Origin of the sequence: Alteromonas sp. KS69 (assembly GCF_003989595.1) — a bacterium.
Classification (GTDB): domain Bacteria; phylum Pseudomonadota; class Gammaproteobacteria; order Enterobacterales; family Alteromonadaceae; genus Alteromonas; species Alteromonas naphthalenivorans.
In genome coordinates this window covers 63,855-85,394 of record NZ_PYHU01000010.1, presented here as the reverse complement: position 1 = coordinate 85,394, position 21,540 = coordinate 63,855, and the positions used below count along the sequence as shown (strand labels likewise).

General features: G+C 43.8%; 16 protein-coding genes and 1 pseudogene. 6 read left to right on the top strand and 11 right to left on the bottom strand.

The features are described 5' to 3' along the window. Window positions 1-34: 34 nt before the first annotated feature. Window positions 35-871 carry an HDOD domain-containing protein gene (locus C7Y69_RS08880; protein ID WP_126872462.1) on the bottom strand — a complete coding sequence of 279 codons (837 nt, stop codon included), beginning with the start codon at window positions 869-871 and terminating at the stop codon, window positions 35-37. Between the two features lie 389 nt (window positions 872-1,260). Here C7Y69_RS08880 and C7Y69_RS08875 point away from each other — a divergent pair, with 389 nt between their 5' ends. Further along, window positions 1,261-2,967, top strand: coding sequence for a dipeptidyl-peptidase 3 family protein (locus tag C7Y69_RS08875; RefSeq protein WP_126872527.1), 1,707 nt, complete (start codon window positions 1,261-1,263; stop codon window positions 2,965-2,967). Between the two features lie 147 nt (window positions 2,968-3,114). On the opposite strand, the gene C7Y69_RS08870 is transcribed toward C7Y69_RS08875, so the two are convergent. The 4 genes from C7Y69_RS08870 to folB form a co-directional block, all read right to left on the bottom strand. After that, complete coding sequence (locus C7Y69_RS08870) at window positions 3,115-3,483, bottom strand: histidine triad nucleotide-binding protein (RefSeq protein WP_126872461.1); 369 nt, start codon at window positions 3,481-3,483, stop codon at window positions 3,115-3,117. A gap of 152 nt (window positions 3,484-3,635) precedes the next feature. Continuing rightward, window positions 3,636-4,436 (bottom strand): undecaprenyl-diphosphate phosphatase, encoded by an 801-nt coding sequence (locus tag C7Y69_RS08865; RefSeq protein WP_057793864.1) that lies wholly within the window; start codon window positions 4,434-4,436, stop codon window positions 3,636-3,638. 8 nt (window positions 4,437-4,444) lie between these two features. Continuing rightward, entirely contained in the window at window positions 4,445-4,939 is a 495-nt protein-coding gene (folK, locus tag C7Y69_RS08860; protein WP_013785430.1) for a 2-amino-4-hydroxy-6-hydroxymethyldihydropteridine diphosphokinase, read from the bottom strand. Beyond that, window positions 4,939-5,292, bottom strand: a complete 354-nt coding sequence (folB, locus tag C7Y69_RS08855) for a dihydroneopterin aldolase (RefSeq protein WP_013785431.1) — start codon at window positions 5,290-5,292, stop codon at window positions 4,939-4,941. Before folB ends, folK begins: the two co-directional genes overlap by 1 nt. A gap of 238 nt (window positions 5,293-5,530) precedes the next feature. Between folB and plsY the strand changes: the two genes are divergently transcribed. Next, window positions 5,531-6,133 carry a glycerol-3-phosphate 1-O-acyltransferase PlsY gene (plsY, locus tag C7Y69_RS08850; protein ID WP_126872460.1) on the top strand — a complete coding sequence of 201 codons (603 nt, stop codon included), beginning with the start codon at window positions 5,531-5,533 and terminating at the stop codon, window positions 6,131-6,133. 63 nt (window positions 6,134-6,196) lie between these two features. Here plsY and C7Y69_RS08845 read toward each other — a convergent pair. Beyond that, a pseudogene (locus C7Y69_RS08845) lies at window positions 6,197-7,540 on the bottom strand (ectonucleotide pyrophosphatase/phosphodiesterase). Between the two features lie 76 nt (window positions 7,541-7,616). Then, window positions 7,617-8,630 (bottom strand): tRNA (adenosine(37)-N6)-threonylcarbamoyltransferase complex transferase subunit TsaD, encoded by a 1,014-nt coding sequence (tsaD, locus tag C7Y69_RS08840; protein WP_013785434.1) that lies wholly within the window; start codon window positions 8,628-8,630, stop codon window positions 7,617-7,619. 536 nt (window positions 8,631-9,166) lie between these two features. On the opposite strand from tsaD, the gene rpsU reads away from it, so the two are divergent. From rpsU to rpoD, 4 genes are all read left to right on the top strand, one after another. Then, window positions 9,167-9,382 (top strand): 30S ribosomal protein S21, encoded by a 216-nt coding sequence (rpsU, locus tag C7Y69_RS08835; protein WP_012517258.1) that lies wholly within the window; start codon window positions 9,167-9,169, stop codon window positions 9,380-9,382. Between the two features lie 350 nt (window positions 9,383-9,732). Continuing rightward, window positions 9,733-10,179, top strand: a complete 447-nt coding sequence (locus tag C7Y69_RS08830; RefSeq protein WP_013785435.1) for a GatB/YqeY domain-containing protein — start codon at window positions 9,733-9,735, stop codon at window positions 10,177-10,179. Between the two features lie 141 nt (window positions 10,180-10,320). Beyond that, window positions 10,321-12,102, top strand: a complete 1,782-nt coding sequence (dnaG, locus tag C7Y69_RS08825; protein WP_013785436.1) for a DNA primase — start codon at window positions 10,321-10,323, stop codon at window positions 12,100-12,102. 324 nt (window positions 12,103-12,426) lie between these two features. Beyond that, the gene (rpoD, locus tag C7Y69_RS08820; protein ID WP_013785437.1) at window positions 12,427-14,253 is read left to right on the top strand and encodes an RNA polymerase sigma factor RpoD; all 1,827 of its coding nucleotides are present in this window, start codon (window positions 12,427-12,429) and stop codon (window positions 14,251-14,253) included. Window positions 14,254-14,506: 253 nt separating this feature from the next. On the opposite strand, the gene C7Y69_RS08815 is transcribed toward rpoD, so the two are convergent. The 4 genes from C7Y69_RS08815 to C7Y69_RS08800 form a co-directional block, all read right to left on the bottom strand. Further along, window positions 14,507-16,126: a methyl-accepting chemotaxis protein gene (locus C7Y69_RS08815; protein ID WP_126872459.1), complete on the bottom strand. Its 1,620-nt coding sequence runs from the start codon at window positions 16,124-16,126 to the stop codon at window positions 14,507-14,509. A gap of 152 nt (window positions 16,127-16,278) precedes the next feature. After that, on the bottom strand, window positions 16,279-17,460 hold the full coding sequence (locus C7Y69_RS08810; RefSeq protein ID WP_126872458.1) for a topoisomerase IV: 1,182 nt from the start codon (window positions 17,458-17,460) through the stop codon (window positions 16,279-16,281). Window positions 17,461-17,492: 32 nt separating this feature from the next. Continuing rightward, a complete protein-coding gene (locus C7Y69_RS08805; protein ID WP_126872457.1) occupies window positions 17,493-17,897 on the bottom strand; it encodes a phosphate ABC transporter substrate-binding protein in 405 nt (134 codons plus the stop codon). A 529-nt stretch (window positions 17,898-18,426) separates the two neighbouring features. Continuing rightward, complete coding sequence (locus C7Y69_RS08800) at window positions 18,427-21,537, bottom strand: efflux RND transporter permease subunit (protein ID WP_126872456.1); 3,111 nt, start codon at window positions 21,535-21,537, stop codon at window positions 18,427-18,429. Between the last annotated feature and the right edge of the window lie 3 nt (window positions 21,538-21,540).

Below are 21,540 nucleotides of genomic sequence, written 5' to 3'. Positions count from 1 at the left end.
AATCCTGCTTTACTAACATTATGCTAGTAAGGTGTTAGGCAAATATTTGTTTCGCCGCACCGGCAAGATCGGCAAATTCATCTGAGTGAAGTATCGCCACATCATCAATAACATCACGCTGTATGGCTAAGTTCAAAACCGCGTCTTTTTGACTGTCCATTGCGCCAGAAACGGCAGCGCCAACACGAACGAAATCTATGTAGGTAACCTGTTCAGGTATATAGCTCAAATCTTTCCAGCATTTGGCTACACTCACAAACTCTTCACCAAAGCCCCATTCTCGCATGATGCTAGCGCCAATTCGGCCCGCTAGCTTGTCGATGGCCACTTCTAAAAAGGTTGGATTCGCAAACACTTCAGGATGTCTTTCTGCTTCGGTCAGGATAGGCAATACGCCAATGTTATGGGTTAACGCTGTTAGCGTCATAATATCCATACTCATTTCACGCTTTTTCGTGCGCGCGATATAAAGCTGCATTACCGCCATTGAATTAGCCACGATATTAACGGTATTCGCCCACTCTTTTTGTAGATAGGCACTCACTACATCATTTTTAGAAACGAACAGCTGTTCCATGGCAAGCGCGGTTGAAATATTTTTGATTTGGCGTAACCCAATACGAGTTACCGCTTGGCTGATAGAATTTACTTTTATACTCCGGCCCATGTAAGCGCTGTTCGCAATTTTAATCATTCTTGCGCTTAGCGAGGGGTCTTGTCCGATAACATCACCCATAGCACTTAGGTTGATATTAGGATCATCCGCTGACTTTCTCACTTTTAAAGCAATAGCCGGTAACGTAGGAAGTACGAGTGTGTCGTTTGTTATTTTTTCAACAAGAATTGTTGAGAGCGCATTTTGTGTAGACATATACCTACCCTTAGATATGTTTCAAATAGCCACTAAAAGGCAATGAATTTAAGATACCCGCGGTTACACTGTAATCCTTGTTTGCGAGTAAATGACCAAGTTGCAGTTGCTCAGAGACTTACTATTCCACTATACGCTACACATATGAAAAGCATAGCTTTATGATAGCAGGAAATCATATTCCCCTTATGTTATAACCTTTATTAAGCTTAAGTTATATTGAACCTTTTACTAACTCAACATTGAATATGCATTATTACGCGTTGTGAATAGTGTAGTACATATGCCTTTACATGAAACCTTGATACACATCAAAACGCTGCTCGCTAACGTGTTAGTTTATTGTATATTCTTATCCTGCCAATAAATCTAAAACAGAAACCTTTATGATGAAATTATCACCTAAACATTACTCTACTCTTGCCGTGGCAGTTGCCACAAGTTTATTTATGAGCGCCTGCTCCAAGGCACCAGAAGAAGGCATATCAAAAGCAAACCCTTCCGTAGAGGCTTCGCATACCACATCATCAGATAGCACGCTTCTTGTGAATGAGTCTAGGCTATCTATTTATCATCCCGTTGAATTGACCAGTGATTTATCCCATTTAAGCGACAATCAACAAAAGATGATAGGTTTGCTCATAGATGCGTCTAAAATAATGGACGACTTATTTTGGAAACAGGCCTTCTTCGGCGATAAAAATGCGTTTTTAAATAGTATTGAAAACGACGACGTTAAACACTTTGCTTCAATCAACTATGGGCCATGGGACAGATTGAACGGCGATAATGCGTTTCTTTCAGGCTATGAAGAGAAAGCCCTAGGTGCTGAATTTTATCCTCACAACATGACAAAGGCTGACTTCGCGACCGCCACGTTCGATGACAAACAAGGCTTATACTCGTTGGTGAAGCAAGATGAAGCTGGCAACCTTTACTCTGTGCCCTACTCTGAGGCGTACAAAAGTGAACTCACCGCTGCATCAAAGATTCTTAAAGAGGCTGCTGAACTTGCCGAAGATCCAAGCTTTAAAGCCTACTTAACCCTGCGCGCACAAGCATTACTTACCGACGATTACTTAGCCTCGGACATGGCGTGGATGGACATGAAGACAAACCCTGTAGAGTTGGTAATTGGCCCAATCGAAAGCTATGAAGACCAACTATTTGGTTATCGCGCCGCCTTTGAAGCCTACGTTTTGGTAAAAGATTTAGCGTGGAGTGAAAAACTCGCAAAATACGCTGCTTTTCTTCCAGAGCTACAAAAAGGTTTGCCTGTACCTGCCCAGTACAAAGCGGAAGTACCTGGCTCCGACGCCGACTTAAACGCCTATGACGTTGTGTATTACGCGGGGCATTCAAATGCTGGCAGTAAAACCATTGCGATCAACTTACCTAATGATGAGCGTGTACAGCTTGAAAAAGGCACCCGTCGTTTGCAACTTAAAAACGCGATGCGTGCCAAGTTCGACAATATTCTTATTCCTATTGCGGATATGTTAATTGCACCTGAGCAACGTGATCATATTACGTTTGATGCGTTTTTTGCTAACACCATGTTTCATGAAGTGGCGCATGGCTTAGGTATAAAAAACACCCTTGATGGTAGCGATACGGTAAGAGGCTCACTTAAAGAACACGCCTCGGCATTAGAAGAAGGTAAAGCTGACATTTTGGGTCTTTACATGATTCAAAGCTTGCTTGAAAAAGGCGAAATTTCAGAGGGTACACTTGAAGATTACTATGTCACTTTTATGGCCGGCATTTTCCGCTCAGTACGTTTTGGGGCCTCTAGTGCGCACGGTAAGGCGAATATGATTCGCTTTAATTTCTTTGCACAAGAAGGCGCTTTTGAGCAAACCGAAGAAGGTGTTTATCGCGTTAATGTTGAGAAGATGGGCGCAGCAGTCGCCGCATTATCTGAGCTTATTTTAACCCTGCAAGGTGATGGCGACTACGATGGTGTTGCAGAACTTGTAGCCAATATGGGCGTGATTAAACCACAGCTAGCAGCAGATTTAGCGCGCTTAGAAGCGGCAAACATCCCTGTCGATATTCACTTCGAACAAGGTAAAAAGGTACTTGGTTTGAACTAACCACTATCTATCGATAAGCGGTTCATTAAACACTAAGCCAGTTAGTTGCCTGTGTTAAGCAACTGACTGGCTATTTAACTCACCATTCTACGTTGAGTGGTGAGTTAAAACGTTTTTCATTCTAAGGGCTTTTACGCTAAACCCTATCTATTCCAAACGCTTTGCGGTATCAGTATATGGCGGCCAGCCCATGATTTTACCGGCTAGCACATGTAAGTGTATGTGGTACACCGTTTGCCCACCAAACTCATTACAGTTCATTACCGTGCGGTAACCCTGCTCATCTACGCCTAATTCACCCGCGACCTTTGCAGCCACATAAGATAGGTGCCCTACGACTTCCCTGTCTTCTTTAGTGATGTCGTTAATGGTAGGAATAGCCTTTTTCGGGATCACTAAAAAATGCACCGGCGCTTGCGGATTTATATCCCTAAACGCCAACGAGATATCATCTTCATAAAGGATATCTGCTGGTATTTCTTTATTGATAATCTTCGTAAAAATAGTGTCTAACATTGCGTACTCCCTGCATCAATTATTGTAACCATACTACATTGTTTATGCTTTAAAAGAGGCGCTTTCCCTAGACAGGAATTCGCCTTATTGTATTACACCAACACAGTCATTTGCGACCCAGTCTTCTTTGCTCTTGAGTTTATAGGAACAACTTATGCAAAAACGAACCAAAGCAAAATGACGCCTAACAGTAAGCGGTAAATCACAAATGGCAGCATACCAATTCGCGATATCCAGCTAAGGAAGAGGTAAATACATAAGTAAGCACTCACAAATGAGAACGCAGCGCCATAGAGCAACGCAGACCAATCAACGGCTTCGTTAGCTTGTAATAAATCAAGAGTGGCAAGTAAACCGGCGCCCAAAATAACGGGAATAGACAGTAAAAACGAAAAGCGCGCACAGCTCTCTCTATTTAAGCCCAGCATCAAACCTGCTGTCATGGTAATACCCGAGCGAGAAGTACCGGGAATCAGCGCCAGTACTTGCGCTAGACCAATTAACAATGCTTGTTTCCAGTTAAGCGATGTTAATTCTTGAGTGCGTTTCGCGGTGGCGTCGGCATACCATAGGGCAAGACCAAAAATAATAGTGGTTGCGGCGATAACAAGGGCTGTTCTGGCATTAAGTTCTATCCAGTCTTTCATTACAAAACCAATAATCACAGCAGGTATAGTTGCGATAATCACATACCAGGCTAACTTACTGTCAGTGTTTTGCTCTTTTGTGAATCCCTTGGTAACCCAAGCCACTGTCATTTGTGCGATTTCTTGGCGAAAGTAAATCATTACCGCCAGTAAACTTCCCACGTGAACAGCAACGTCAAACGCTAACCCCTGACTTACCCAGCCAAATAGTTCTGCGGGCAGCAAAAGATGCCCAGAACTGCTGATAGGTAAAAATTCGGTAACGCCCTGAATAATGGCCAATATGATTATTTCGAACAGTGTCATTCCGTTGCTTAGCTCCAAGTAAAATTGATGGGCGAGAGTGTTTGTTTTTCTTTATCAAATGCCTGCCAAAGTGCCTCGTAGGTTTTGCCTTCAACAGGGTGGATTTCATTAGGAACCAATTCAGCTAACGGCCATAATACAAAGGCGTTATACAGAATCTCTTCCCGAGGTAGCACAACGGGTTCATGGGTAATTTGGTCATCGTACGTGAGTAAATCTAAGTCCAGTGTACGGGAACAAAATTTCTTTTCCCCGTGTTTACGGCCGTTGTCACTTTCAATCTGACGAAAGGTATCTCGCACTTCAATAATACTCATAGAAGTAACGGCTTTCGCCACTAGGTTATAAAAGGCACTGCCATCGAAGCCGACTGACTCACTCTCATATACCGACGAGTAACTAACGTCATCGAAATGCAGTTTAAGCGCTTTAATACTTTCTCGTATGTAGTGTTCTTTGTCGATATTGGAACCCACACTGATTAAAATGGTATGACGCCCCACTAGGACTTTTCCTGATACATAGCCACTGCCACCGTTTGGGCATTAGGTAGAATATTCGGCTTCACAATTTTAAGGCTGATGGCATGGGCCGGAAACATGGCTAATACCTTGTTCATTACCGCGCCGCCAAATGCTTCTAACAGCATAAAACGACTGTTTTTTCCTACCTCGGTAATACAATCAGCCACGTCGGCATAGTTAATGGTATCGTCGACATTATCTGACTGCATTGCGGCATCTAGGTTAGCGTCGAGTTCAACATCGAGCAACAGCGTGGTTAAACGCTCCCGTTCCCAATCATACACACCGATAAGGGTATCGACAGCCAGCCCTGTTATATATATTTTTCCCATAAACCTTTTCATTCTTATGACCATACTGGTCTTACTACCACGTTAACTTCTTCTCAAAAGGTGGTATATCACTTTTGAATGGAGTAGCTTTACGCTTTACGTTATTCGCCATGGGGCGATGGTGGCACAACTATACCGTTGTACTGCAAGTGGGGGCAACACGCACAATAGCATTCGCCCCATATTATTAGTGTAGATATACGTTTAGTGTACAAAGCAGCAGGTTAAAGTAGCAATAATGATACCGTTGGCCCTTTTAATGATTTGCGTAGCCTATTTGTTTGGCTCTTTATCGAGCGCGGTAGTTATCTGCAAAGCATTTTCTCTTCCCGATCCCCGCACTGCTGGTTCTAAGAACCCCGGCGCCACCAATGTATATCGAATTGGCGGCAGGATTCCGGCATTGCTGGTGCTAGTAATGGATATTTTAAAAGGGACTATTCCGGTTTATTCCAGCTACTTTTTGGGCTTAGACCCCGTGCTTTTAGGCCTAGTCGCTATTGCCGCATGTATAGGTCATATTTTCCCTTTATATTTTGGCTTCAAAGGGGGCAAAGCAGTAGCAACGGCCTTTGGTGCCATGTTACCCATTGGATTAGATTTAGCTGGCTTGCTTATTTTGAGCTGGGTTATAGTGGTGTTTCTTACCGGCTATTCCTCACTTGGCGCCTTGGTAGCAGTAAGCCTTGCCCCGCTTTTTACTTGGTTAATAAAACCCCTTTATACCGTTCCAGTCATCATGCTCTCTTTGCTGATTATCTTGCGTCATCGCGACAATATCAAAAGGTTAGTCAGCCGCTCTGAGGGCAAAATTTGGGACAAAGGCAACACCAAAGAGTGAGCAACCTTTCTTTAGCGTACATGTTTTATTTTCGCTCGGGCGTATGGTAAAGCTGCCCTAGCGTTATTCCTCTTTTAAACCTTCCCGAAGTACCTTAATTTCACCATCGATAGGGGCAAGTAAGGCCAAGCCCATAATTTCAGCAAGCGCTGGGTATATTTCTAGATTACTGAAAGCTGGAAGCATTTTACCTTGTTTAAACGAAGGCCCGGACGCCACAAATAGCCCGCCCATGTCTGGCAACGTATTGAGATAACCATGGCTACCTTTGCTCACATGAGTATCTCCTTCACTTTTAAACCGTGCAGGCGGGGCAGTTTCCATAATAATATCGCCGGTTCGCGCATTGTACTGTGCATGCCTGACATCGCGTTCAACGGAGGTAAGCAAGATGAATCTCCCTTCCGCTAACAACCGGAGGCGATTTTTTTCATCTTCAATTTGCTCATAGGTAACCTCTGGCTTAGCATATAAACGCACTTGCGCACCACTGTTAAGCACAGTGAAATAATCAGGAATATTTAAAGACTCAACCATAATCTGGTGGCTATCTTTGACGTTGGTCATACCGTGATCAGATACCACAACCAAATTAACGTCTATCGAAAGCGCATTTAATCGGTCGTACAATTGACCGATTAGCTTATCTACCTTTGCAACAGCCTCTTTTGTTTTCTCGGACATAGGCCCTTCGTCGTGACCCACAGTGTCAGTCAATGAAAAGTAGCCTGAGACAAAAAGTGGCCTTGCAGCTTCCGGCAGACTTAACCATTGAACAATTTGGTCTATCCGTTGTTGGTAATCTGCATGCTTCGAGTAGTGATAAAGATAAGAAGGCAGCGCTCCTGCTATTCTAGCGTCAGATTCAGGCTAGAAATAGGTTGCAGCTTTATGCCCCTGAAACTCGGCCAAATGCCAACGCGGCATCGCAGTAATCCAGCTGCTATCGTCTTGCGCCTTCCCCATAGAATATTGTGCGTAGCTACCCTCTTTGCTGGGTCGCAACTTGTCATAAAAACGATTATCGACAATGCCGTGATGTATGGGGAGTAGCCCAGTCACAATAGAAATATGGTTGGGGAAAGTATTGGCGGGATAGACAGGTGTTAACGATGTGCTTCGAACACCAGCCTTAGCAATTCGTGCGAGATTTTTTGCATTGTGCAGCTCGATGTAATCATGTCTAAACCCGTCTAAAGATATAAGAACTACATGATTTTTGCTACTTTCAGCCGACTGGCTCGAGGCCAGATTCTTATGGCTAACCGCATTCTGATTAACGACGGTGTTATTAATTGCATGCTTATTATCTGCATGGGCACTAAAGGCCGCTAGCGACAACCAACTAGCGGTAAGTACCGCGCCAATAAACGGTATTGTGAGCCGAGCGCTATCACGGAAAAACACCACTAGATTTCCTACATGCTAAGTAAATTTATTTGCTACTTAGCATGCATGATAAAACCCTGTGATGACAACATTATTATACTGGCGCTAACGTATCCAGCGGCCAGCGAGGCTTAGCTTGTGAAGAAAGCCCCAATACTTCACCGGCTTTCAAACGCTGCATACCTGCATAAGCTATCATGGCGCCGTTGTCGGTACAGTACGCTAAGTTAGGATAGAAAACCTCACCACGTAAGTCGTCCATCAAGGTTTTCATTTGTGTACGCAACATGGTGTTCGCACTTACGCCACCGGCAATCACTAAGCGCTTCATACCCGTTTGCTTGAGTGCACGCTTACACTTAATAATAAGCGTGTCGATAACCGCTTCTTGAAATGCGTATGCAATATTAGCTTTGGTTTGCTCGTTGTCATCCGCAGCACGGATGGTATTAGCGGCAAAAGTTTTCAAGCCGCTGAAGCTGAAATCTAAACCTGGGCGGTCTGTCATTGGCCTTGGGAATTTGTAATGCCCTGGCTCGCCTTTTTCTGCCAGCTTGGCTAATAAAGGCCCGCCTGGATAATCAAGCCCCAGTAGTTTGGCCGTTTTATCAAAGGCTTCACCGGCTGCGTCATCTATCGACTCACCGAGAACTTCGTAGCTGCCTATGCCTTCTACTTTTACCAACATAGAGTGGCCGCCAGAAACTAGTAATGCAATAAAAGGAAATTCAGGCGCGTTATCTTCTAACATGGGGGCGAGTAAATGCCCTTCCATATGATGTACACCTACTGCGGGTACCCCCCACGCGTAAGCTAGAGAACGCCCCACGGAAGAACCCACTAGTAACGCACCAATAAGGCCTGGGCCTTGGGTGAAGGCTACGCCGTCTAATTCATTAGGTTGGGTGTTAGCATCACTAAGCGCTTTTTCGATAAGCGGGATAATTTTTCTAACATGATCCCGTGACGCAAGTTCAGGCACTACACCACCGTAATCGGCGTGTAATTTCACTTGGCTGTATAATTCGTGTGACAATAATCCCGCAGTGTCGTCATAAACGGCGATACCCGTTTCATCACAAGAAGTTTCTATTCCTAATATACGCATACTATTCCTAATATTTGCATTGAGCCAAACCTTACTTTTACGTCTTTAACAACAATGTTTACGGTATAACAAACACCAATGGCTTGCTTAGTTATCGAACCTGTCGAGCCCAAGCTATAGCCGAATCGCAAGTATTGAGCATAATCAGCATCGTTTACCCTGCAAGAGGATACTTGAGTTACCTCAGCACTTATTGCAACAAAGTTTATTGCAATAGATCAGCACCTGACCTGTTTGATCATCTGCGATCTGTGATATGATCCACTCAACCAATGCGGGATCGCGCTGAATTCTTCTTCTCACGTAGACAGATAAAAGGTATTACCTTGTCTCAGAGGGCGCAGAGTTTACCTTTATTCCGCATATCTTGGAATGGTGCTTCGTTTATTTGCGCAATATTGCCTATTTTTTGGCAATTCAGTCTTTACTTTCTGTTCGGAAATGATTAGAATTTCGCACCATTTTTAACCCGGGTGGCCTTTTTAGCGCTCAATTTCCCGGAATTATACAGCAAAAGTTTTGAGGTGAGTGTTTAAATGCCTATCGTTAAAGTTAGAGAAAACGAGCCGTTTGATGTAGCGCTGCGTCGTTTTAAGCGTTCTTGTGAAAAAGCAGGTGTATTGTCTGAAGTTCGTCGTCGTGAGTTCTTCGAAAAGCCTACTTGGGAACGCAAGCGTAAGAAAGCCGCTGCGAAAAAGCGTCATCTAAAGAAATTAGCTCGTGAAAACGCACGTCGCGTAAAACTCTACTAAAACAGGGTTAAGTTACGAGTCTGAAAGGTGTTGCATTTGCAGCACCTTTCGCGTTTCTGGGGTACAGAAAATTTTTGATTAGCGCTTGTTAGCATTATTTGTTTACGCGAAACGCGCCGGTTATTAACATGCAGTGCGTCGGTGAATATCAAGACCCCCTGATAGACTCCCGATTTTTAATACCCCACTGACTTGCCCGTTATAGATAGTGTATGCCTTTTTATGAGTGTCCCTGCATAGAATGTTTTTTTACTTTTACTGTTTAACTTTTTTCTTTTTATAACTTTTTTCTTTATACCTTTATAATGACTTTCCTTCTTTGTTGAAACTTTACTTAATTTGGGAGCATCATGGCTTTAATAGACGATTTAAAATCTGCACAAAAAGATGCAATGCGCGCTAAAGAGAAATTACGTCTAGGCACCATTCGCATGGCAATAGCAGCCATTAAACAACGTGAAATCGACGAGCAAATCACCCTTACTGATAGCGACATTCTTGCAGTACTAACCAAGATGGTTAAGCAACGTCAAGATGCCGCCTCTCAATTTGATGCCGCTGACCGTGATGACTTGGCCAGTAAAGAGCGTGAAGAGATTGTTGTGTTAGAAGGTTTCCTTCCACAGCCTTTGACCGAAGACGAACTGGCTGCCTTAATTGATGAAGCTATGGTAAGTACCGGTGCTCAAGGCATGCAAGACATGGGTAAAGTAATGGGTAGCCTTAAACCACAAGTACAAGGCCGCACAGATATGGGCGCTCTAAGCGCTAAAATAAAAGCCCGTTTAAATGCCTAACTATCGATAAAAGTCGAGGGGTAGTAATAGCATTAGCTAGGTTTGTGTAATCGCAAACCTGGCATTTTCATTATTTACCTTCCCTGTTACAGTACTTTTTTGTGCTACCCTAATTACCGTTATAAGCATTAGTGTCTCCCCATGGCCGGAAAAATACCTCGCGATTTTATTGATGATCTTCTCTCACGTACCGATGTTGTAGACATTGTTGATAGTAGGGTGAAGTTAAAAAAAGCGGGCAAAAATTATCAAGCTTGCTGCCCTTTTCATAATGAGAAAAGCCCTTCTTTTACCGTAAGCCAAGAAAAGCAGTTCTATCATTGTTTTGGTTGTGGTGCGCACGGCAACGCTATTTCCTTTTTGATGGAGTTCGACCGCCTTGAATTTGTTGAGGCCATTGAAGAACTCGCCAAACTCTATGGACTAGAAGTGCCGAGAGAGAAAGGTCACTTGCCTGTTGTTAGCGAAGAGAAAAAGCAACAGCAGCAAGACGATTACTCACTAATGGAACAAGTTGTTCGCTTTTTTCAACACCAATTAAAACAAAATGAAAATAGTGGTAAAGCCATAGATTATCTAAAAAGCCGTGGGCTTAGTGGCGATATCGTTAAGCAATGGGAAATCGGCTATGCACCCGACAGTTGGGATGCGTTGCTAAAAACGTTTGGCAAAGACCAAGCCCGGGTAAAACAGCTTATCGACTTAAAATTGGTTAATCAGAACGACCAAGGCAGACGTTACGACTTCTTTCGCGACCGAATTATGTTCCCCATTCGGGACAAGCGAGGCCGCGTAGTCGGTTTTGGTGGCCGTGTATTGGAAGACGGTGGCCCAAAATACTTAAACTCTCCTGAAACCCGTATATTCCATAAAGGCAGTGAGCTATTTGGTTTTTACCAAGCTCGTCAACAGAACCGTCAGCTCGACGCAGTCCTTATTGTTGAAGGTTATATGGATGTGGTGGCGTTAAGTCAGTTTGGTATTAACCAAGCAACGGCTGCACTTGGCACCGCCACCACGGCTGAACATATGCAAATGTTAGTGCGCGCAACCCCGCATATTGTTTGTTGTTATGATGGCGACCGTGCAGGTCGAGAAGCGGCGTGGCGCGCATTAGAAAATGCTCTGCCTGCTTTGAAAGACGGTGTCAGACTGTCTTTCTTATTCTTACCTGACGGCGAAGACCCAGATACTATGGTAAGAAAAATTGGTAAAGATGCCTTCATGGAAATGCTTGATAATGCTATGCCATTGTCACGCTTCTTCTTCGAAAATCAATTGAAAACACATAAAGTGGGTACACCGGAAGGTAAAATAGCGCTTCGCAAAGCAGCCATGCCGTTAATCGAGAGTGTGCAGGGTGACGACCAAAAGCAAATGCTATTAGAAGAGCTTGCTAAACACACCGGTGAATACGATAGATTTAAGTTACAGCAAGATATATCCAAAGCGAACCACGCCAGTAGCAAACCCGCATATTCAGCGAATAGAAATCAAGTAGGTAAAGCTCGCTTGTCACCGCTACGCATGCTGATTAGGTTACTGCTAGACTCTCCCTCGTTAGCCACACGTTGTGATGACGTGCAACCTTCGGTATTTGAAGGGAGTGACGCAACCGGGATGGACCTGTTATTGGATATTCATCGCTATTGTGCCCAATATCCCCAAGCAACCACTGCTCAGCTAGTTGAAAACTTCCGCAATCATCCCCATTCTTCTACTATCGCGAAATTATTGTTACAAGAACATCTTGTTAAAGACGAGGATGCTGAGCGTGTTTATAGCGACAGTTTTGCTCGATTACTCGATTGGCATTTCGATAGCCGCATAGAAACTTTAATTTCCCGCTCTCGGGTTCAACCACTCACTCAAGTGGAAAAAGAGGAACTGAACTTGTTAATGAAGGAGCGCCAGAAAAGCTGACCATAAGGTCGAGGCTAATAACTGGCTAAAAAAACAGCCGTCAATCTGGTAAAACCATTAGTAATTCTGCTATACTGGCTAATTCGCTGCACGCACGCTTATAAGCATAAATGTGAACAAATTTGCAGCAATGTCAGTAGCAATTATAAAGCCGAACAAAACGGGCAGAACCAAACCCGGGCAGGTGTGCACCGTTTCATATGACGTGACACCGAGCGGAAGCGGCATTGATACAACAGTAGTACTACAGAGAAATAATGTACATACCTCTTTGGTATGGGTATTTCTATTGCAAACTAATTGAATGTGAGAAGTGTAGGTTATATGGCGCAAAGCAAGCAGTCTCAGATTAAACTCCTGATTGCAAAAGGTAAAGAGCAAGGTTACTTAACCTTTGCAGAAGTTAACGACCACCTGCCGCAAGATATTGTCGATTCTGATCAAATTGAAGATATTATTCGCATGATCAACGACATGGGAATTCAAGTTTCTGAATCTGCTCCAGATTCAGACGAACTTCTCATGCAAGAAGCAACCGCCGATGAAGACGCAGCCGAAGCTGCGGCTCAAGCGCTTGCTACAGTAGAAAGCGAAATTGGGCGCACCACCGACCCTGTGCGTATGTATATGCGTGAAATGGGTACGGTTGAGCTTCTTACTCGTGAAGGCGAAATTGAAATTGCCAAGCGTATAGAAGATGGTATTAACCAGGTTCAGTGCTCTGTTGCTGAATACCCTGAAGCCATCACCTATTTGCTCGATCAATGGGACTTGTACGAAGCAGAAGAAATTCGCATTAGCGACATTATTTCTGGTTTTGTTGACCCGAATGATGATCAAGATCTTGCTCCTACGGCCACGCACATCGGCTCTGAACTTTCAGAAGAAGAACTGGAAGATGAAGATGATGACGATGATGAAGAAGACGAAGATGAAGGCGGTGTAGATCCTGAATTAGCCCGTGCTAAGTTTGGTGCACTTCGTGATCAATACATCAAAGCACGTGACGTTATCGAGAAGAAAGGCCGCTCTCATGCTGCCGCTCGTGAACAAATCAATGCATTGAGTGAAGTCTTCAAAGAATTCCGTCTAGTGCCTAAGCAATTTGATCGTATGGTTAAAAACATGCGTTCAATGATGGACAAAGTGCGTATCCAAGAACGTCTTGTTATGAAGTTCTGTGTTGTTAACGCTAAAATGCCTAAGAAAGATTTCATCAAGGCATTTGCAGGAAACGAAACGTCTTCTGCTTGGTTAACAAAAGCGATTAAAGCTAACGCAGCTTATTCTGACGCATTAGCCGTTAATAAAGAAGAAATTGAACGCTGTATTAGCAAGATGAACCAGGTTGAACAAGAAACTGGTTTGGTTATTGCTGATATCAAAGACATCAACCGTCGTATGTCAATTGGTGAAGCAAAGGCTCGCCGTGCGAAGAAAGAGATGGTTGAAGCTAACTTACGTTTGGTTATTTCAATTGCTAAGAAATACACCAACCGTGGTTTGCAGTTCCTTGACCTTATTCAGGAAGGTAACATCGGCCTGATGAAGGCGGTAGATAAGTTTGAATATCGCCGTGGTTATAAGTTCTCAACTTATGCTACCTGGTGGATTCGTCAGGCAATTACCCGTTCTATTGCCGACCAAGCGCGTACTATCCGTATTCCTGTGCACATGATTGAAACGATTAACAAACTTAATCGTATCTCTCGTCAAATGCTACAAGAAATGGGTCGTGAGCCAACACCTGAAGAGTTGTCTGAACGCATGCTTATGCCAGAAGACAAAATTCGTAAAGTGTTGAAAATTGCTAAAGAGCCAATCTCAATGGAAACGCCAATTGGCGATGATGAAGATTCGCATCTAGGTGATTTTATCGAGGACAGCACCATTATACAGCCCCTCGATTCTGCGACCGGCGGTAGCCTTAAAGACGCAACACAAGAAGTGTTGGCAGGGCTTACAGCACGTGAAGCGAAGGTACTTCGTATGCGTTTCGGTATCGACATGAATACTGACCATACACTTGAAGAAGTGGGCAAGCAGTTTGACGTTACCCGTGAGCGTATTCGTCAAATTGAAGCGAAGGCATTGCGTAAGCTACGTCATCCTAGCCGCTCTGAGCAGCTACGAAGCTTCTTAGACGAGTAGAATACTCGCAAGTAATAAAACAATATAAAATCCCCTGCTTTGTCAGGGGATTTTTTTTATCTGAATTGGCGCTAAGCTGTGGCACAAAATAGTCACTTGCAACAGCCAACATGGTTACTTACCAAAGTAATTACGTTCCATTTGCGGCGCTAATTATTCAGTAGCTTCGTGATTTTTACTCGCCGATAGCAACTTAATGTCAGATACAAAAACGCCCTCAATGTTGAGGGCGTTTTTTATATTTAGTTAGCGGTTATACGCGGAACTGCTTTGCTATCAGTTCTAAATGCTGTGCTAAATCGGCAAGTTCGTTACACATCACACCTAATTCGCCCGAACGACTAGAGGTTTGCTCTGTACGTTGGTGAATCTCTTCAACATGCCTCACAATGTCTACCGCCACTGTACGCTGATCTTCAGTGTTGTGCGCAATCTGTTCGTTCATTTGATTAATGCGACCAATTGTACTGGTAATCGTTTCTAAACTAACACCGGCTTTATTAGCTGTTTCAACACTATTGGTTGCTTGCTCGGTACCGCGAGACATCACTTCTACAGCCGAATGCGCTGCGCTCTGTAGCTGCTCAATGGTGCTTTGAATTTCTTCAGTCGATTGTTGGGTACGTGATGCTAGTGTACGAACTTCATCAGCAACAACGGCGAAACCACGCCCTTGCTCGCCGGCTCTAGCAGCTTCAATAGCGGCATTAAGTGCCAGTAAGTTAGTTTGTTCAGCAATACCTTTAATCACGTCGAGTACCGAACCAACTTTATTAGAATCTGACTCAAGGCGCCCAATCACATCAGCGGTTTCACGCACGTTTTCGGCTAACTGCTGAATACTAGAAACGGTTTGTTGTACTATTTGACGACCTTCGCCAGCGGCGCTAGTCGCTTCATTAGCATCAGCAGCAGCTTGTGCGGCACTGTGTGCTACTCCGTCTACTGAACCACTCATTGTATCAACCGCTAGTTTGGCGTTTTGTGCAGACTGCTGTTGAATATCAATAGTACGCTGGGTTTCTTCCGTTAGGCCGCGAAGGTTTTGCGCCAAGTTTGATAACGGCAAACTTGCCTCAACCACATCTTTCACAACGCCTTGCAGCTTATCCATGAACTGGTTAAACCAATAAACCAATTCACCAATTTCATCTTCACTTTTCGTTGCGATACGAACGGTCAAATCACCGTTTTCTTGGGCAATATCTTTAAGCGAGCGCACTACATCGTCAATGCTTTGCTTGATACCACGAACAATGGGCACAGCGGTAGCAAACAATAATAAGGTGACGACGATAGTCATTACCACACCGGTACTAATAAGTGAGGTATTAGCGGCGTTGGTTCTTTCAAACGACTCAACAAAAGCGGCCTGTTGCTCGTCTCTAAAATTCGACATAGAGGCAATAACGGCGTCATATGAGCCATTCATCTGCGACGACAATTGACCTAAACGGCTAAAATCAGCAGTGCCATCAACCATAGATTGAGATACACCGAAAGCCACTTCGAAGTAATCATCAAACCCCTGGGAAATCTTAGATATTGCAGGACCGAATTCAGGGCTAATTGCTTTAATCTCATCAAGCCCTGCTTTTGCATCTGAGGCTAACTCACTCGCAGCGCTTAATGTATCTTGATCGCCTGTGGTCACCGCGCTACTCAATGTATCCCTCACCTTTTGCATATCTACCAAAGTAGAGGCAGACAATTGAAGTGCGGGGAACTGAACCTTCTCAACTTTCTCTAGGGTGTCGCCATTGTTCAAAGCAACATAAACCGTAATTAAGAGGTAAATAATAAAGCTTAATGCAGCAATTCCCGGTATCAGGAAAATCTTTGTTGCGATGGGCATTTTTTTTAGAAAATTCATTTTTATCTCACCAATTACGTCACGTTACTTTAGGCACGGCCACAAAACATGGCTTTGTTATTCTATATCTTCACTTTCTCAAAAAACTTTAGAAATATCTTAGCCCTGCGCATTGCTGAACAGGGCTATAAAACATCCAACTGTAATGCTAATTAGAATGTATAGTTTGCGCCAACTCTAAGAAGCGTAGCATCGTTAGCGTCAATTAGGTCATCGCTGTACCAAGTAACGCCAGCTTTAAGTGCAAATCCTGGCTCTACATCATAACGAAGGCCTAAAGTAACAGCAGAAGTGTCCTGTGCTTGGTCGGCAGCAATACCTGTAGCCGCTTGGTAAATTGCAGACCATGTTGCATCCGTTACTGCATCGCCTGTGTCAATCATGCTAGGCAGCCCGGCTACAAGCCCAACTTGATCAGCATTATCAGCTTCTTCTACTTCATAAGTAATATGAGGTGTAAATTTACCAAAGCGCATTCCAGCAGTTACATACCATGCTTCGTTTGACGCGATGATTGCATCATCTACTTCTGTTTTTGTAAACTCAGCGCCAACAAACCAGTCATATTTATCAATAGCCACGGCTACTTCAAAGAATGTACCTGTGTCTTCATTTACGCTGAACCCTTCTGCGGCAGCAGTTGCTGATGGAATGAATGACCCAAATTGTCCCATCCCCGCAACAAACGTATCAAAATCTTCGTTAACTGCCGTGGTTTTACCGCGTGCTAGTAAAGTACGAGCACTGAACCAATCACGTGTCGCTTCAAAAGAAACGGCAACTACGTTTTCTAACTCTAGCTCAGCCGGTGTACCGGAAATAAAAGTATCAGCTTGAACTCGACCCACAGTAAACTGCGCGCCATATTCCCAATCGCCTGAGTATGTGCTGTAGTCAAGACGCACACCATCGATGTTGTTGAAATCGATGCCGTAAACAGAGTCAGGTGGCGTTAACCAGTGGTACGAATAACCCACATCTAATGACGCAGAGTATTTGAACAGTGGTAAACGGATTCTACCCGCACTAATGCTTACGTTGTTATTTACCACGTAAGTCATGTAAGCCCACTCGAAGCTTGCATCGTAGTCATCACTACCACGGCCTACTAACTGCGCCGTAGCAGAAAGCTTGTCGCTTACATCGCCACGTACTTGCAGTCCAAAGACACTTGCTGGATCAAAGGTAAAGTCGCTGTCGTAATCGTATACTGCTTCGTCATCATCTAGTGTCATACCACCGATTAAGTTAGCGAAGCCGTTAATTTGAATTTCTGCAAATGCTGGTGCGGCTAAAAGGCTAGCAGCGGTCAAAAAGGCAAGTTTGGTTTTCATGCTCGTTCCTTAAAAATTCTTAAACTGTGTAATCAAAAAGTGGCAACTACGCGAACGCTTCCGTCTACGGAGCCAGCATCTACATAGCCAATTGCACCTGGGTCTGCAGCAACAGCTGAAACCACCTCGGCGTCGCTACCTAATGCTTTAGGAGGCTGACCTTTCCCAGTAAAAACTAATTTAGACCAAAAAGCGGTAAGCTGAGACGCTGATTTATTCAAAACTTTACCGTTGAATTCATCTGTCGCAGCTTGCCCTTCAGCAAGTGCTAGTGGAACTGCTTTCGTGCCGTTTGGAAAAGCTTTCATTTTGTTAAGGAAGAGGCGGCTGATTGAATCTTTATCTAACGCATCACCATTGGATGGGTGAACTATCACTGCTACATCTGCAAAAGCCATGCTGCTGCATAAACTCGCTGCTAGTATCCACTGTTTCATTACATGTCCTCTAAGTCGTATTTGTTTCGGTAGCGCGATTTAAGAACGTTAATCTTCAATTCGCAACACCGATATGCTTATTTTTTAAGCTTACTCATACAGATATCTTCCTGCTTAAAGATTAAGATAAGTATTAGCAAGGATTGGAAAAACTGCCAACTGAGATACGAAAAAATTTTCGTATAAACTTTCTGTACGTTCAGTCTGGCTTTAAAAAGTAGGCGCAGTTTAGGGAAGAAGGGCGTAGAAACAACTATACTAAAGGATAAGCGTAACGGTAGGGGTCACTGATTCATACGTGAAAATAATTAAGGCTTAGCGGAAAAATAAATAAAACCCAATATAATCAAATGCATACAAGAAGATCAAAAAATTCACTTAGGAGTGTCGAACGATATTAATGTATAAAAACATATACCTTAATATCGTACGACTTTTTGAACTTTTCAATACTTCTTAGTTATTCACTACGTATAGATGAATTGAATAGGCGTTTAATAAACACGCTTTTGCTCATAGTAAAACAGACTTAGTTTTCTTCTCCTTTACGGTAGGGAATTTCAACTTCTAAGCGTTCTATCTCAGTGGTTCTTTGCTGAGGTGAGCCTGTATTTCGGGCCAGCCAACTGTAAGCGGTAGGCACTACGTATAAGGTCATGAATGCTGAAACCAACACGCCTGCAGCGATAACCATACCAATAACCATGCGACTTTCCGCGCCAGGCCCTGAAGCAAACACTAAGGGCAAAGAACTGAATACCGTCGTAAAACCAGTCATAACGATAGGGCGAAGACGCTGAGCAGCTGCCCGTCGCAGAGCATCTTCGAAGTTCATACCTGCATCGCGAAGTTGATTCGCAAACTCCACAATCAAAATACCGTTCTTCGCAGCAAGACCAATCAACATAACCAGCCCTATTTGGCTATAAATATTAAGTGTCATACCGGCAAAATAGAGGCCAATAAAAGCACCTATCAGCGCAAGAGGTACAGTTAACATGATGACTAGCGGGTGTATCCAGCTTTCAAATTGCGCAGCAAGGATCAAGTATGTGACTGCAAGCGCCAGCATGAACACATAGATAAATGAATTTCCTTGTTCTTGATAAAGCTGTGACTCACCTTTGTAGTCGATAGATACGTTGTCGGGTAGCTCTGTGCGTACGATATTCTCGAGGTAAGCTAAGCCTTCCCCTAACGTGTAGTCGCCGGCAAGGTTGGCTGAAATGGTCACAGCACGCATACGGTTATAGCGATTTAAACGAGAGGACGTTGCCTGCTCTTCGAAAGTAAGCAAGTTGTCCATGGGAATAAGCTCGCCGCTTCTGGAAGAGCGAACATAAAGATTATCGATACTATTTGGGCTTCTGAAATCAGCCTCTATACCCTCGATAATAACATCGTACTCTTCGCCTCTATCTAAAAATGTGGATACCGTACGTTGCCCTAACATCACTTCTAAGGTACGGCCAATATCACTTATAGACACACCTAAATCAGCTGCCCTGTCTCTGTCTATATTGACCAACAACTGAGGTGATGTTTCTTTATAGTCAGAGTCGATACGAACTAAGTTTCTATTTTCTGACGCTTTTTCGATTAGGATGTCACGCCATTCAACTAAGTTCTCGTACGTATCACCTTGCAAGACGAATTGCACTGGGCGGCCGAAACCTGCGCCTGAAATACCACTTCGCATGATGGCAAATGCTCTTACATCTGGCACGACATCAAGCTTCGCACTGATTTCATCCATTAATGTGAAGGTGCTAAAGTCACGTTCATCCCAATCGGCAGAGCCAATAATAGCCATACCTGCATTATTCCCAAACCCAGGTGTACGTACCAGTAATCTGCCTATTTCACCACTTTCACGGTAAGGCATTAGAATGTCTTCGATAAGTTTTAAATTAGCGGCATTGCTTTCGAAACTAGCCCCTTCTTGCGAATTCATTAAAATATAAAAATTACCGCGATCTTCTTTTGGCACAAATTCGCTAGGTAACTTTTCTGATATTTGCACTAATGCCACCACTGAAACAATCAGCAATAACACCATGATAAACGGCTGGTGAATAGTACTTCCTAGGCTTTTGAAATAGCGATTTTCTAGGGCATGAAAACGCTTATCCATCCACGCCCCGAATCCTGCTGAACGGGTACGCTTTTTCAGAATTTTCGAGGCCATCATGGGCGATAGGGTTAATGCGGTGAAACTAGAAAACGCCACAGCAGCAGCAATAGCTAAGGCAAACTCAGTAAACAAACGCCCTACATTACCTTCTAAAAACACCAAGGGCACAAATACAGAAATCAATACCAGGGTAGTAGCAATAACTGCAAAACCCACCTCTCTAGCGCCTCGAAAAGCGGCTAATATAGGGGGCTCGCCCATTTCTATACGACGGGAAATATTCTCAAGTACCACAATAGCGTCATCTACCACCAGCCCAATCGCCAACACCATGGCCAGTAAGGTAAGTAGGTTGATAGAGAAGCCTAATGCATACATCACAATAAATGCTGCGACTAGAGATACGGGTACGGTGACCGCGGGAATAAGTGTGGCGCGTACATTGCCTAAGAAAAGATAAATAACAATCACCACCATAAGCATGGCTATGGCAAGGGTTTCATAAACTTCGTTAATCGATGCTTCAATAAATACCGATGAGTCGTAGCTAGGCACAATGAAAATATTGTCCGGCAAGGTTTCTTCAATTTTTCTGATTTGCGCTTTTGCTGAGCGTGCAACATCTAAGGTATTAGCTTTTGACTGCTTTATAATGCCCAAACCAATCATGTTAACGCCGTCGCCTCTGAACTCGGTTTCGTCGTCTTCAGCCGCCAATTCCACATTCGCAATTTCACCTAAGCGAACAAGGTATCCATCGTCTCCTACTGCAACCGTTAGGGCGGCAAAGTCTTCTGGCGATAAAAAAGTACGCGCTACACGCACTTCAAAGTTTCTATCTAGCGACTCAACTTCACCGGCAGGAAGTTCGACATTTTCAGAACTAATAACACTTTCAACATCGGTTACGGTAATTCCCCGAGCTGCCATGGCGTTTCTATCAAGAAATACTTTCATGGCATAGCGACGACCACCACCAATTTGAACCCGGGCGACCCCATCGGCTACCGATAAGCGGTCTACCAAGAAGCGTTCTGCGTAGTCGGTAAGCTCCATGGTGTTAAGATTCGTACTGCGTAAGTTGTACCAAACAATAGCGCTTTGATCGGAATCGGCCTTTGACACTTCTGGGGGATCGGCCTGATCAGGCAGGTTATTTAACGCCCTACTCACTCGCTCTCGCACATCGTTGGCGGCAGCGTCGATATCTCGAGATAGTTTAAATTCTATGGTGATATCAGAACGGCCATTAGTGGACGCTGAGGTAATATTTTTAATCCCCTCAATACCCGAAATTCTATCTTCGAGTAATTGAGTAATGCGAGTTTCAACAATATTGGCCGATGCGCCCGTGTATTTGGTTGAAACCGATACAATAGGCGGGTCAATGTCTGGGTATTCACGAAGGGCCAGCATGGAAATGGCGACCACACCAAATATAATCAGCAGCAGGTTGATAACCGTTGCAAATACTGGCCTTTTTACTGAAATGTCAGATAACAACATGGC